This is a genomic window from Dongia sp., from assembly GCF_041910485.1.
Taxonomy (GTDB): domain Bacteria; phylum Pseudomonadota; class Alphaproteobacteria; order Dongiales; family Dongiaceae; genus Dongia.
On sequence record NZ_JAYRQR010000014.1, the window covers coordinates 58194 to 72126 of the forward strand.

14 protein-coding genes are annotated in these 13933 nt (G+C 60.0%); 10 read left to right on the plus strand and 4 right to left on the minus strand.

The window, feature by feature from the left end:
• Window positions 1-129: 129 nt before the first annotated feature.
• Window positions 130-930: a response regulator gene (locus ACE3PP_RS04780; protein WP_374378484.1), complete on the minus strand. Its 801-nt coding sequence runs from the start codon at window positions 928-930 to the stop codon at window positions 130-132.
• A gap of 266 nt (window positions 931-1196) precedes the next feature.
• On the opposite strand from ACE3PP_RS04780, the gene ACE3PP_RS04785 reads away from it, so the two are divergent.
• From ACE3PP_RS04785 to ACE3PP_RS04795, 3 genes are all read left to right on the plus strand, one after another.
• Window positions 1197-1505, plus strand: coding sequence for a hypothetical protein (locus tag ACE3PP_RS04785; RefSeq protein WP_374378485.1), 309 nt, complete (start codon window positions 1197-1199; stop codon window positions 1503-1505).
• Window positions 1506-1590: 85 nt separating this feature from the next.
• Window positions 1591-2304, plus strand: coding sequence for a sigma-70 family RNA polymerase sigma factor (locus ACE3PP_RS04790; protein WP_374378487.1), 714 nt, complete (start codon window positions 1591-1593; stop codon window positions 2302-2304).
• Window positions 2305-2349: 45 nt separating this feature from the next.
• The gene (locus ACE3PP_RS04795) at window positions 2350-2571 is read left to right on the plus strand and encodes a hypothetical protein (RefSeq protein ID WP_374378490.1); all 222 of its coding nucleotides are present in this window, start codon (window positions 2350-2352) and stop codon (window positions 2569-2571) included.
• Between the two features lie 24 nt (window positions 2572-2595).
• Here ACE3PP_RS04795 and ACE3PP_RS04800 read toward each other — a convergent pair whose 3' ends face one another.
• The 3 genes from ACE3PP_RS04800 to ACE3PP_RS04810 are packed head-to-tail and all read right to left on the minus strand — an operon-like array spanning window position 2596 to window position 5777.
• Window positions 2596-3690, minus strand: a complete 1095-nt coding sequence (locus tag ACE3PP_RS04800) for a sensor histidine kinase (protein WP_374378492.1) — start codon at window positions 3688-3690, stop codon at window positions 2596-2598.
• 44 nt (window positions 3691-3734) lie between these two features.
• Window positions 3735-4172 carry a response regulator gene (locus tag ACE3PP_RS04805; RefSeq protein ID WP_374378495.1) on the minus strand — a complete coding sequence of 146 codons (438 nt, stop codon included), beginning with the start codon at window positions 4170-4172 and terminating at the stop codon, window positions 3735-3737.
• A gap of 3 nt (window positions 4173-4175) precedes the next feature.
• Complete coding sequence (locus tag ACE3PP_RS04810; protein ID WP_374378498.1) at window positions 4176-5777, minus strand: CHASE3 domain-containing protein; 1602 nt, start codon at window positions 5775-5777, stop codon at window positions 4176-4178.
• 250 nt (window positions 5778-6027) lie between these two features.
• Between ACE3PP_RS04810 and ACE3PP_RS04815 the strand changes: the two genes are divergently transcribed.
• The 7 genes from ACE3PP_RS04815 to ACE3PP_RS04845 all read left to right on the plus strand — a co-directional run bounded on the left by ACE3PP_RS04815 (window position 6028) and on the right by ACE3PP_RS04845 (window position 13933).
• Window positions 6028-6183 carry a DUF3309 family protein gene (locus tag ACE3PP_RS04815; RefSeq protein ID WP_374378501.1) on the plus strand — a complete coding sequence of 52 codons (156 nt, stop codon included), beginning with the start codon at window positions 6028-6030 and terminating at the stop codon, window positions 6181-6183.
• Between the two features lie 619 nt (window positions 6184-6802).
• Window positions 6803-8482: a hypothetical protein gene (locus ACE3PP_RS04820; RefSeq protein ID WP_374378504.1), complete on the plus strand. Its 1680-nt coding sequence runs from the start codon at window positions 6803-6805 to the stop codon at window positions 8480-8482.
• 78 nt (window positions 8483-8560) lie between these two features.
• Window positions 8561-10756 (plus strand): AAA family ATPase, encoded by a 2196-nt coding sequence (locus ACE3PP_RS04825; RefSeq protein ID WP_374378507.1) that lies wholly within the window; start codon window positions 8561-8563, stop codon window positions 10754-10756.
• Window positions 10756-11508 (plus strand): hypothetical protein, encoded by a 753-nt coding sequence (locus ACE3PP_RS04830; RefSeq protein ID WP_374378510.1) that lies wholly within the window; start codon window positions 10756-10758, stop codon window positions 11506-11508. The genes ACE3PP_RS04825 and ACE3PP_RS04830 overlap by 1 nt, the downstream gene beginning before the upstream one ends.
• A gap of 82 nt (window positions 11509-11590) precedes the next feature.
• Window positions 11591-11983: a GFA family protein gene (locus ACE3PP_RS04835; RefSeq protein WP_374378512.1), complete on the plus strand. Its 393-nt coding sequence runs from the start codon at window positions 11591-11593 to the stop codon at window positions 11981-11983.
• Between the two features lie 179 nt (window positions 11984-12162).
• Window positions 12163-12744, plus strand: a complete 582-nt coding sequence (locus ACE3PP_RS04840; RefSeq protein WP_374378515.1) for a TetR/AcrR family transcriptional regulator — start codon at window positions 12163-12165, stop codon at window positions 12742-12744.
• A 25-nt stretch (window positions 12745-12769) separates the two neighbouring features.
• Window positions 12770-13933 (plus strand): efflux RND transporter periplasmic adaptor subunit, encoded by a 1164-nt coding sequence (locus tag ACE3PP_RS04845; protein ID WP_374378518.1) that lies wholly within the window; start codon window positions 12770-12772, stop codon window positions 13931-13933.

The window sequence follows — 13933 nt, forward strand, 5'->3', positions numbered from 1 at the left end:
GGCCACGCCGATTTTGATCCCATGAAGGACACATGATGGCAGACTCAAATTGGAAGTCGGCGGTGTGGCGATCGCCTGGAAGAAGTGGCGGGCGGCGGTTGTGCTGGTGCCAACCGCCGCCACGCGATATCAGACGGCGACCCGCTTGGCTTGGCCTGAGCTGGTAAAGGACAAGGCCTGCGAAATCGTCACCTTGAGCGTGTCGGGCTCGAAGGGTTTGGTGACGAGATAGGTCGGCTCGGGCCGTTCGCCGGTCAAGAGACGCTCCGGGTAGGCGGTGACGAAGATCACCGGCACCGACGACATGCGCAGGATGTCCGTGACTGCGGTGATGCCCGATCCGCCGGCGCCGAGATCGATATCGGCAAGGATGAGCCCGGGCTGCATCTTCTTGAATAGGGTGACAGCCTCCGTCTGGCTGGCGGCCACACCGACGACCTTGTGACCGAGATCGGTGACGAGGCTCGAGATATCGAGGGCGATGACCGGCTCGTCCTCGATCACCAGGATCGACGTTGCGATCTGCTGATTGACCGTCGTCCAGGCATCGACCAGCAGGGCCTCGGCTTCGGCTTGCGAAATGTCGAGAATCGTCGCGGCATCCGAAATCGTGAAGCCTTCAAGCGAGGTGAGCAGCAGGATCTGTCGCTCGGATGCCGGCAGGGCGCGCAGGCGCGCCTGGACCGATAGGTCGACCAGGTCGTCGCGCTCCTCGGCCGGGTCCAGATGGCGGTTCGAGACCGCGTGGAAAAGTTTGAAGAGGCCAAGCTTCACGTCGATGCCGGCAGGGAGCAGGTCTGGCTCCGCCAGCAGGGCCTCAAGCGCCACGCGAACATAAAGGTCGCCGGTCTCCTGGGATCCCATCAAAGCGCGCGCATAGCGGCGCAGGTATTTGAGATTGTGGACGATTTCGTCAGAGTTAGCCCGCACGTTGCCACCCATTCTGGTTTGAATTCATTGGCTTTTCACCCCGGCAGTCCCATTGGCCAGGAGAATTTTTCGATACAGCAGGAACCGAATGATCCGACTTGGGTTCCCCTTCGCAGACACAAATTTTGTCGAACGTGACTAACCCATTCAGCGGGCAGGTAAATCAGCGGAGAGGCGAAACGGAGAGGCGTTTGCCAAAACCGCAGGTTTAGTCCGGTTAATGGATGGGTGGTGGATCTGGGGTGGACATCTCACGTTTCGAGCAAATGATGGCGGATCTCAAGACAAGGCAGTTGGCGCCCGTGAATCCAGAAGAGAATGATGAAAAGATGAACGCTCAAGCAAAGGCGAAGGGCGATCCCACAGCGATTGCTCCGGCCGCAGAAAATCGAAGCACGGCGCAGCCGACGCGCCGGGCGTCGCCAGAACACGGCCTCGACCGCTGGTTCGACGATCAATTGAACAGATTGTTCAACGATGTCAGCAGCGAACCCTTGCCACCCGACCTTGCGCGCCTCGTCAACGAACTGAAGGCACAGGGCGGCCCGGCCAAGGGCGGCAACGGTCAGAGCTAAGTCGCATCATCATCCAGGATCAAACAAGGCGGGTCGGATTTCGCAACCTGCCGATAAGAGAGCCCCAGGGCGAAAAGGGCCAGGCATGACAATCACCACAAGCGAGGCGATCCGCCATCCGGCAAGCCAAAGGAAACTGGTGCCGGAACTGCCCACCAAGGCAAGCGTTGAAAACAGGATGGACAGTGAACGCATGGATGCGCAGGTGCCCAAGAACACGCGAGCGGATGTCGAGCGGATGTTGCTGGACGTCATCCCGCACCTGCGCGCGTTCGCGCGCTCATTGACCCGCAATCGCGATCAGGCGGATGATCTGACGCATGATGCCGTGGTCCGCGCGCTGGCGGCCATCGATCAATTCACGCCGGGCACGAATTTCAAGGCGTGGATGTTCACGATCTTGCGCAATCTCTACTACAACGAATGCCGCAAGCGCTGGATCAAATCCACGCCCATCGATGATCTGGCCGGTGACGAGCCGTCGGTCGGACCGTCGCAGGAAGCCAATCTCGAATTCAGTGATTTCCGCCGTGCTTTCTGGCATCTCAATGCGGACCAGCGCGAGGTTCTGATCCTCGTTGGCGCCAGTGGCTTCAGCTATGAAGAGGCGGCGGAAGTCTGCAATTGCCGTGTCGGTACGGTCAAAAGCCGCGTCTCGCGCGCGCGTGCCGAATTGAAGCAGCTGCTGGAGCAGGGGGCCCTTCCCGGGCAACGCTCCGATCCATTGCCAGCACAGCCAGACGGATTGGATGAATTCCTGGAACAGCCGAGCGGGATGCTGCCGACAAGCGGCAAATAAGCCGCCCATGTCGCGTGCCCCCTGGTATCTTCACGAGGAGAGAATATGAAGCCACTTTCGATTGCGGGTGTGTTGCTGGTCATTGCGGGAATCGTCGCCTTGGCGATTGGCCGCATTTCTTACACGACTGAAGAAAAGGTCTTGGAGGTCGGACCGCTGGTGGCAACGGCCGACGAGGAACATGTCGTGCATATTCCGGATGTCGCCGGCATCGTCGCCGTCGTGGCGGGGCTCGGTCTTATCGTCTTGGGCCGTCGCCGCGCCTAGTTCCCGTCCAAAATCAACGGACCGTCAGCTGCCGCCATTGACGGCGGCCGGCGTTCGCGGAAACAGCAGGACGGAGCGAAATCCCTTGTTGCTGCCGTCTTGTTCAAGCTGGGCGCCGAGGCTGCGGGCCATCGCATCGACGATGCGCGACCCGACGCCCGTGCCGGTCTTGCCGTGTGGCGATCCTTGCCCGATGCCTTCGTCTTCGACGACGAGACGCAGATGGTCCGTCTCTTCATCGCCTTGCACGGACCCCAGCTGAACGCGAATGGGCCCACCTGCATCGGGGTAGGCATATTTCAAGGCGTTGGTCACGAGTTCGGTGACGATGATGCCGACCGAAATCGCCCGATCGGTGCCGATTTTCACGTCGGCTATATCGATATCGAGGGTGCAGCCGCGATCGCGCGCCGCCAATTGCTGATCTTCGAGGAGCTTCTCGATATAGGCCCGCATCTCGACATGGCGGATATCGTCAGAGGTATAGAGACGCTGATGCACTTGCGCCACGGCAATGACGCGTTCGGCGGCCTGGCGCAGCACATCCTTGGCATGCGCGTCCTGCGTCGCTGAAGCCTGCAGGCGGATCATCGAGGTAATGAGCTGCAGGGAATTGCCGATGCGATGGTTCATTTCGTGCAGCAGGATGGATTGCGTGGCGGTGAGTTTTTCCAGCCTTTCGTTGGCGGCGCGGATCTCGGCTTCGGCGCGCTCCTTGGCACGGCGCAGCTGCTGCTGGGTGACGGCAGAGCCGATCGCCTTCCTGAGCAGCGCCATAAACGATCCCTGGACATCCTTGACGACAAAGTCACTCGCCCCCGCCTTCAACGCGGCGACGGCGATGTTGATATCCTCGCTGCCGGTCACGTAGATGACCGATGGCGGGTCGGTGAGATCCGTCAGTGCTGATAGAATGTCGAGCCCGTCCTCACCCGGCATGAAGTGATCGAGGCCGACGACTTCGAATTCCTGCGCTGCCGCCAGACGGAGGCCGTCGGCGCCGCTGTAGGCGACCGTCGTATCGATGTCATGCCGTTCCATCTCGCGCGCGACCAGCCGGCAGGTGCCGGAATCGTCGTCGATATAGAGAAAGCGGGGCCTTGTGGAACTGGCGGGCAAGATGGTCTCCCCCATCATCGTCGGGTCCTTCAACATCTTATATTCTATGCCGGCGGCAGTTCGATGATCGAGAAGAATAGGCCGAGCTGGCGCACGGAATTGGCAAAGGCGTCATATTCCAGCGGCTTCTTTACATAGGCGCTGCAGCCAAGATCATAGCATTTCTGGATTTCCACGCGATCGTCGGTGGTCGTCAGTACGATGATGGGTATCCGCTTGGTGCGTTCGGCACGCTTGAGCCGTTCCAGCACGTCGAGCCCGCTCATGTCGGGAAGATTGAGGTCGAGCAGGATGAGCATGCGGCGTTCGTCGGTCTCGCGGCCTTCAGCACAAATGCGTTCGACATAGGCAAGCGCTTCGCCACCTTGCGCGAACGGGACGATCTCGTTGCTGATGCCGGCGCGGCGGATGTTCTTTTCAATAAGGCGGGCATGGCCGTCATCGTCCTCGACCATCACGATGACCACGGCATCCTTTATCATATTCTATCTTTCCTTATTTCCATCGGTTGGTGTGGCGCTTGGTTCGCCCTGCGGCAGCAGAACCGAGAAGACGCTGCCTTGGCCCAGAGTGGAACGGCAGGTGATCTTGCCGCCCAAGCGGCGGATCAGAACCTTGAGATGAGCCAGGCCGATGCCCTCGCCGGGCCGGTCTTGCTTTCCGCCGCGCCGGAACAGGTCGAAGATGCGGGTGAGGTCTGCCTCCGAAATGCCCCGCCCGTTATCTTCCACCTCGAACAAGACCGCGCGCGGCAATGTCCGGGCCCGCACGTCAATACGGCCGAGCCGGCTGTCGTCGAGGTACTTCACCGCATTGTCGAGGAGATTCGAAAAAATCTGCTCAACGGCAAGGCGGTCGCTGGTCAGCATCGGCAAAGGCGTCACAGCGATGACGGCGCCAACTTCATCGGTGCGATGTTTGAGCGAAGCGGCAATGTCACCGATGAGGGCATTCATCTCAATCCGCTCGAAATGGAACTGGCGTTGGCCGGACCGGGCAAGTTTCAACACCGCGCCGATCAACCGGTCCATCTTGGCTGTCGATTGCTGGATGAAGCCAAGGGCCTCGCCGAAATCGCGGTCGATCGCGCCGGGCGGACGTTGCGCCGGGGCCGCTGCTTGCGGTGCGGCGGATTGGTTGGCGGCAGATTGGTTGGGGGTGGGCGAGAGGCCGATCATGGGGGCGATCTCGCCACGGATGGCTGCCAGTTCGGACGCGAAGCCCATAATATTGACAAGGGGTGAGCGCAGATCGTGGCTGATGATATACGCGAATTTCTGGATCTCGGCATTGGCCTCGACCAATTCGGCGGTGCGTGCGGCGACGCGGTCCTCAAGCAATTCGTTGGCATGGGCCAGCGCGTGCTGTGCCGCCTGCAAGCCGCGCATATGCCGCAGTCCGGCGATGACGGCGAGAGCGGAGACCACCATGACGAGGAAGGCGGCCCCGATCTGGACGATGAGGAGCCAGTTGCTGTTGGCGCGCCAGGCCGCGATGCGTTCCTCGGTCGTCCGCGTCGATGCGGTCCATTGTTCGGCGATACTGGCGCGGATCTGGTCCATGATGCTTTTGCCGGCGTTGCTGCGCACGACCGACAATGCTTCCGCCTGCCGGCCGGAATCGAAGAGTGTCAGCACGCGGTCCATTTCATTCCGCTTGGCGGCAACCAAGCTGCGCAGATTGAGAACGCCCTGCGCGCGGCCGAGATCGTCGCGCGTTTCCTCGACCAGGACCGAAAGCGCCGGATCGAACTTGCCGATGCTGTCGCGGTATAACGCGACATAATCCTTGTTACCGGTAAGGAGATAGCCGCGCTGGCTCGTTTCCGCGCGCTGCACCAGCAGCAACAGGCGCGCCAGATCCGTCGTGAAACGCTGGCTGCGCAACATCTCGGCGCCCGCGGCGCGATTGTCGATGGTGAGAAAAGTGGCGGCAACGGCCACGATCACCAGGAAGGCAGCAACGCAGACGAGCACAGCCAATTGACTGAAAGTACGGTGGGTCGCCACCGCACGCAGGCGCTGCCATAAAGATGAAGATGGCGCGTCGCCCGCAATCAGGGTGTCACGCAGATGCGTCTCCGTCACATGAAGGGCGGGAAATGTAAACCGATACCGACGACCATGCCTGGCAGTCGGCGGCGCGAAGTATCGTGACGATAGTGGGCATGTGATCGGGGAGCGTCAAGGCGCGGGGATGTAAAAATCCCCGACAAGTAGAGGCCAGGGGACCACTCCGTCCGAGTATGGCCGGAACCCTGTCGGCAATGACCGGTTGATTCATCATGTTGCGTGGCGCCGGTGCGAGGTGGCCGCGGTGCGAAGACAGGAGAAAGAAATGCTTGGGACGATCCTGCTGGTGTTGCTCATCCTCATGCTGATCGGCGCCGTGCCGGCCTGGCCCTATAGCCGCAATTGGGGCTATGCGCCGGGAGGTTTCGTCGTCGTGTTGCTGATTGTGCTCGTGCTCGCCCTGTCGACCGGTCATATCTGATCTCCCGCGCTCAACCCTCAACGCCCGCCTCATCCCAATGCGCTACGCAGACGCCCGTTGATGGCCTTGATGCGCGACACGTGGGTGCCGGTTGCGCGACCGATGGCCGATCAGAGACTCGCTGCCGTCAATTGGTCCAGCGAAGCCGCCAAGTAATTTTGCCGGGGTGCATCCGGCGGCGCCTCGCCTGATGCAACATTGGCGATCGCCAAAAGTTTCGCCCAAGCAACTCCCAATCAAATGCCCCCGGTCAGATGCCCCGGTCGCCCTGCCGCGACGAGCTGAGGGAAGGGGCGAATTTTCGTTGGATAGCATGGGGATGGACCGGGGCTATGGGGCCGGGAGAGGGGCCATAGCCCTAGGCATTCAGTCGTTGAAAATAGCTTTCTTTCGCAAAAATAGTCACGCGTGGCGATTTTTGATCGCGTCGTAACTCATCGGCGTGATTGGATTGATATCGCTATAACATTGCAAAATCGAAATAAATTCGTAAGGCAGCCCTCAAATTGGCGCCGAAAACTACAATATGTGACCTGCAACGCAACCGTCGCTCGCACCCTAGAGATGGACGGACTATCATCTTACCGGTTTGAATTTACAACTTTAGGAGTTGTCTTCGATGACTGCCGGCGCAAAAGCCAAACTCAGCACCTCGACCCAGGACGTCCTCACTGAAGCCGTGCGCCAGCGCAGTACTGCCACACCGGCCAAGAAGGCCGATGTGAAGGCCGAAGACGCGCGCTTTGCCAATATTGCCGCCAACACGTTCTTCAAGGTCATGTTCTCGACCGAGGCCAAGCCGGAAGAGAAGAAGGCGGAAGTGGCGAAGCTGCTTACCTTCGAGGGCACCAAGGAGGAGAACCGGGAGCGCATCAAGGAATTTGAGCTCTTCAAGGAATATCTGCAGAGCCAGCGCGAAGCCATGGCGCAGGAGATCATTCGCCTGACCGATACCGAAACCTTCGCCGAGTTGAAGACGGTCTACGACGATCTCAATACCGCGCTGCTGGAATTCGACAACAAGATGCAGCCGCTCACCGATATCATCGATGCGATCTACACGCTGCGGACCAACGGTCTGACGCTCGATGCGTTCCAGGAAATCATCCGCGACCGCAAGGCCGAGGAAGAACTCAACAAGGAGCGCGAAGCCAAGCGTACGGAAGCCGCCAATCTCAGCAACGAGGCGGAACGCTTGATGCGCTCCAATGACCTGCTGCGGCAGGACAAGTCCTTCTTCGGGCTGGGCGGCATCAAGGCATCGGCGCAGGTCGAGATTGACCAGAACGATCGCAAGCTGACCGAGATCAAGGACAATCTCGGCAAGCTGTCCGGCGAATTGGAGGCGCTCAACGCAAAGGTCGCCGAGACGAAGAGCGAACTTGGCGAGTTCGCCGCGCAAAAGGCCAAGTTGCGTGAACTGCTCGATATCAGCACCGATGAACACAAACAGCGTCAGCGCGAGCTGGTCGATTCCGCGATCAACTTCGTCTCGACGGCCAAGACCCGCATCGGCTCGGTGCGGGAGCATCTCGGCAAGATGGGCGATCAGGTGGAAAATCTCGCCGATGCCAACGGCACGATGGGGACGGTCTATGCGATCCTCAACGAGGGCATCAAGGATGCCGGCGAGAAGAATCTGAAGCAGCGCGACAGTCTGCAGGAGCCGACGGGTGAGGAGGATACGATTGCCAAAATGACGCGCGAACAGAAGCGCATGGCCGTCGAACAGCACATCACGCTCCTCGATGCGTCAGCGACGGACACCATGTCGACCTTTGCCGATCTCACTTCCGGTGCCATCCGCATCAAGACCATGAAGGATGCTGTGGACCAGCAATCCATCCGCGCCCGCATGATGCACAGCCAGGGCGTATCCGGCGTTGCCGACCGCCTGTCCGTTGTTCTCCAGGCTGTTTCCCAGGCAGCGCTTGGCGAGGCGTCCGCCATGGCCAAGGACACGTTGCAGCAGATGGCCGAGAACACCAACAAGGTGGCGCAGAAGGAAAGCATCCGGCTGGCGATGGGAATCGCCGACCAGAATCGCGACCTTGAAAAGGCGATCGAGGATCTGGGGTCCTATGGTGAAGTGATCCGGACCGCGACCAGCATTTCGAAGGAAGGGTTGACCGAAATGCGCGCCAAGCTCGACGAGCTGAAAAAGCTCTCCGAGACGGTCAAGGACGATCTCGGCGAGGCCATTGCCGTCAATGCCGATACGGCCGGCGGCAATGCTGCGCCGGCCGCGGCGCCCGCTGCACAAGCCAATGCGGCGTCGCCCTTCAAGTTCGGCCAGTAGGGTCCGACCGGCTGAAACCCGGGAGACGACCTGTCTCCCGGGGGCCTTCACCAGCATCAATTTGGACGTGACAACTCCATGAACTATCTCATCCGAGGCGACGATTACCTGGCGCGGTTTCCGCATTTTCGCCTGGTCGGACGCGACAAAGAACTCAAGCGCCTGTCCTCCATCCTGATCCGCAGCCAGGCCAATTCGGTGCTCCTGGTCGGCCCGGGTGGCGTCGGCTGTTCTGCCCTATGCATGGGCCTGCAGGCTTCGAAGAAGAATCCCGACACGCCCTTTGACATCGTCTCGAAGCGGCTCTTCTGGCTCGACACGGATGCCCTGTTCAGCCAGGGAGAGTCCGTCAAGATCAATGAGTCGATCGACCGCATCATCAAGACGCTGTACCGCACGCCGGAGTCGGTGCTCATCATCGAAGACATGCGCGACCTGATCGAAGCGACGCGCAACAGCGGTACGACCTATCTCATCAACGCGCTGACGCTCGCTATCAAGAGCAATAAGACCCAGGCTATCGTCGAGGCGCGCGACGAGGATCTCGATATCATCCTGAAGAGCCATTCGGACGTGCGCGAGCTTTTCACCTTCATCGATCTCGAGGAGCCCAATCCTGCAGATCTCAAGGAAATTGTCAGCGATGGCGCCCAGAAGCTGACCAATTTCCACAAGATCGACATTGCACCCGACGCCATCACCACCGCGATCGAGTTGACGACGAAGTATCGCTCGCGCGACGGTGGCATCAACCGCGCCCAACCGGAACGGAGCACGGCCCTCATCGACCGGGCGCTCTCGACCTATCGCCTTTCGGCGCATGGCAAGGCACCGGGTCTCATTGATCAGCAGGCCCGACTGAAGGCGGCTAAGAGCGATGCCGAGAAGGCATCGATAGAGGCGGAGATCGCTCGCATAAGCGCCGAATGGCACCGGAAGCAGGAGGATATTCGCGTTCTCTACAAACGCCAGCGGGAAGGCGAGACCGCCATCCTTGAGTTGGAGGAGCGTCTGGCCGCACAGCAGGCGGAAGAGGAGAAGAACAGGGCCGCCGCGACTGCGGCCGATGTTGAAGCGCCGAACGGCAATGGCGGAAAAATCTCGGCCTTTGCCCGCTTGGCTTCTGGTGCTGGGATCGAATCAAAGATGGTGCAGGAGATAAAGGGGCAGATCGCGGCCTTCCAAGCGGAGCTCACCAAGAACAGAACGGCTTTCGAAGCTCTGACTGCCGAGATCAACTCGCATCTCAAGCTTACACGCGACATTGTGCTTCAGGAGTTCGCCGACATTTCCGGCATCTCGGCAAGCAAGCTCAATGAGGACGAACGAGAGAAATTGCGCAATCTCGAAGTGGGTTTGCTGGCGCGAATTTTCGGGCAAGATCATGCCGTGGCGCGGCTTGCAAATGCGGTGAAGACAGCGCGTGTCGGCCGCCGCAACAACGAGAAGCCACAGGCCGCCTTCATGTTCATGGGGCCATCGGGTGTCGGCAAGACTGAAATTGCCAAAGCACTTGCCGAGGCATTGCTCGATGACGAGAAGGCGCTGACCCGCTTCGACATGTCTGAATATATGGAAAAGCACGCTGTCTCGCGTTTGATCGGCGCGCCTCCGGGCTATGAAGGCTTTGAAGCGGGCGGCATTCTGACCAACGCCATGCGCAAGAACCCGATCCGTGTGCTGCTGTTCGACGAAATCGAAAAGGCCCACCCGGATGTGTTCAACGTCTTTCTGCAGATTTTGTCCGACGGTCGATTGACCGACAATGTCGGGCGGACGGTATCTTTCTCGGAAGCGATTATCATCATGACGACGAATATCGGCCAGCCGCATTTTCTCGATCAGTCGATGACTTTCGAGGAAGCGTCAGCTGCTGCCATGGGTGACATCGCATCGACCTATCGATCCGAATTTCTCAATCGCTTTGCCGGGCGACAGAACATCGTCTGCTTCAATCGTTTGGACTTGCCGTCGATCCAAAAGATCGTGCGGCGCGAATTCGACAGCATCGATGGCACCTACGCTGCGGAAGGCTTGCGGATCAGGATTGCGGATGCCGATCTCAAGGCATTCTGCGCTGGGCACTATGACCCGGCGATCGGTGCGCGCGGTCTACCTGGATATATTCAGACGAATGTCGAGCCGATCCTGGTCAACATGATCCTCGAGGGGCGGGGCGGCGAAATTGTCTTCACATATGACCCGGAGACGAGATTCTTCAAGATCGATGGCGGTGCGCCTCAGTCCGGCGATCGGCGTAAGGCCGCCCAGTGATGGACCAGAACGATATCAAGAAGCAGGTCGATGCGCTGAAGACGCGTATCGAGGCCCACGCTTACGAAGCTGAAAAGGCGGAAGCAGGTCGCTGGCAGACCCGCACGGCACAGGATATTACCGGCCTAGCCCGCTTCTTCGCCCAGGTCGCTGTTGGCGCGCTTTGGCTCTACGAACATTTGCTGGCGCCGGCAGGGCGCTTTCTCTCCGTGCCGATGCTCGTCCTGTTCAACGCATATCGGCGACTTTGGGCGCGTGTTGTCTATTCCGAGGACAAATTCCAAGTCAGGCGGTTTTCAAAGACTCGTGCTGGGCTGATGCTGGCTATCAGCCTGATCTGTGCATGGTTTGTCGTTTTGCCGTTGCTTGGTCTGCTCTGGGATACGGGCCTTTATCTTGCGACCGCAAGACGGGATGAGGTTGTTTATCTGACCAACTCCCAGGAAATTGCACCCGAACACAATATTCACTCGGTGCAAGGTTGCCACAGTCTTCCCTGCACCGATGACAACAGCTTCTACTTTCGAATCCGGGCCACTCTGTTCAATGAGATTTGGTCACTTGCACATGGGCACGGTTTCTTCTTTCCAGACTATGTGGCAGCGGCGGTCCCTCTTTCCATCAGCGAATGCAAGATCACGTCCTATGGCTTGCGCATCAAACTGATGATGCGGGGGCTCGATTTCTACCCGGATGTGCTGGAAACGACCTGCACACCACTCGGCGGCAACGGCGCTGACGGCGGACAATAGTGGAAGAACTGGTGGCCTCGGTGGACCCTGCCGAGGGTCTGTTGTAGAAACCGCCATCGCTTGCTTGCAGATGAGGTGCCGCATGGATCGGTTCGCGGGTGGCTGCCTGTGCGGCGGTGTCCGGTTTCAGGCAACGGGCCACCCTTACCGTGTGGGCGTTTGTCACTGTCTCGATTGCCGCAAGCATCATGGGGCGCTTTTCCATGCGTCGGCGATCTTCCCGCAAGGGGCCGTGACGATCGAGGGCGAAACACGCGATTATGGGGGGCGGCATTTCTGCCCACGTTGCGGCTCGTCCGTGTTCGCGCGCTCGGGGGACGAGGTCGAGATCAATCTGGGTTCCCTGGATGAAATCGACCAGTTTCGGCCGACCTACGAACTGTGGACGATCCGCCGGGAGTCCTGGCTGCCGGCTTTTCCACTGCAGCATCATTACGAGCGCGATCGGAATTCCGACGATCGTTCAGAGGATTAGCCGTAATTTGCCAGTGCCGGATCCAGAGTCGATTTCCGGCTTTTGCGCATATTCCGCACGCCGAATTGTGATCCGAAAGCATCTTTACTGTACCGACCAGTCGGTATAGTTTCCGCCGGAAAACTAAACCGGCCAGTACAGCCTGCTGCCCAATTCTAGAGAGTCGCTGAAAAGCAGCCATGAGTACCCGCGATCAGATCCTCGATGCGGCCTTGAGCGTCGTGCGCAGCCAGGGAATGGCGGCGCTGACGTTGGAGGAGGCTGCCAAGGCCGCCGGCATGAGCAAGGGCGGCGTGCTCTATCATTTCAAGAGCAAGGAAGCGCTGATCCAGGGCATGGTCACGCACCTGGCCAACGCGTGCGAGAGCCTGCAGCAGGCACATTACGACCAACTGCCGGCCGGTCCCAATCGCTGGGCGCGCGCCCTTGTCGAGACCTCGTTCGATCCCGCCGCGCCGACCACCGATCCGGCAGGCTGTGCCCTGCTGGCGGCGGTCGCCACCAATCCGGGCCTGCTGGGGCCGGTGGAAGGGACAATCGATACGGCCTTCCGCCGCCTCACCGAAGATTCGCGGGACCCCAGCATGGCCCTCCTCGTGGCGCTCGCCATGGACGGTCTGTGGCTGCACCGGCTGATCGGTTCGCCGGTCATGGACGATACGCGGCGCCTCGCCATCCGCGAAAAGGCGCTGGAGCTGCTCGGTCAGAACGACGTGATGCCCGCCATGCCGAAAGCTGTCGGCATTGCCAAGAGACAATAAGAAAGAATTGAGCCAGGAGACAGACATGAACGCTCCCTCCCGCACCAAAAAAGCCCTGCGTAGCATCTTCAGCTGGAAGATGCTGTTCATGCTGATCGGCAGCGCGGTGATTTTCGGCGGTGTCTTCTTCAAGATATTCTCCGGCTTCGCCGCCATGCAGGCGGCGATGGCCAACATGCCGATCCCGGTCGTCAACGTGACGGCGCAGCCCGCTGCCAGCGAGGAATGGGGCGTCGAAGTCTCGGCGATCGGCGTGCTTGAGGCCAATCGCGGCGTCGACATCAATTCGTCGGTGCCGGGCCTTGTGCAGCAGATCCGCTTTGAGTCCGGCGAACGCGTCAGCGACGGCCAAGTCCTGGTTCAACTCGACGCCGATGTCGAGCGCGCGAACTATGCCAGCGCCCAGGCGTCGCTGAAGCTCGCCAAGGCCAATTTGGCGCGTGGTGAATCGCTGCGCTCCAACGACAATATCTCGAAGGCGACCCTGGAACAGCGCCAGTCAGAGTATGAAGTGGCCGGTGCCGAGGTGGCGGCCCTGGCCGCCCAGATCGACAAAAAGGTGATCAAGGCGCCCTTCACCGGCGTTCTCGGCATCCGCAAGATCAATGTCGGCCAGTATCTCGATGCCGGCGTTGCCATCGTCAACATCCAGGACCTTTCGAAGATGCTGATCAATTTCAGCGTCTCGCAGAAGGAACTTTCCGACCTCAAGGTCGGTCACAAGATCCGCATGACGACCGACGCCTATCCGATCGCGAGCTTCGAGGGCAGCATCACCGCCATCGAACCGCTGATCAACCAGCAGACCGGCATGGTCGAGGTGCAGGGCACGTTCGACAATGCCGAGGGTCTGCTGCGCCCCGGCATGTTCGCCAAGCTCGCCGTGCTGCTGCCGTCACGCATGAATGTGGTCGTCGTGCCGCAGACCGCGATCAGCTATTCGCTCTATGGCGACTATGTCTATGTCGCCAAGGAAGGGAAGTCCGAACAGGGCGACGCCATCGTCACCGTCGAACGCCGCATCGTGAAGACGGGCGAACGGCGCAATGGCGTCATTATCGTCGAGGACGGCCTGAAGGCCGGCGAAACGGTCGTTACTTCCGGCCAGCTGAAGCTCGACAACGGCACGCGCGTCGCCGTCCAGAAGGATGACACGCTGGCCGTGCCCGAGCAGGTACCGGTGGAGTAA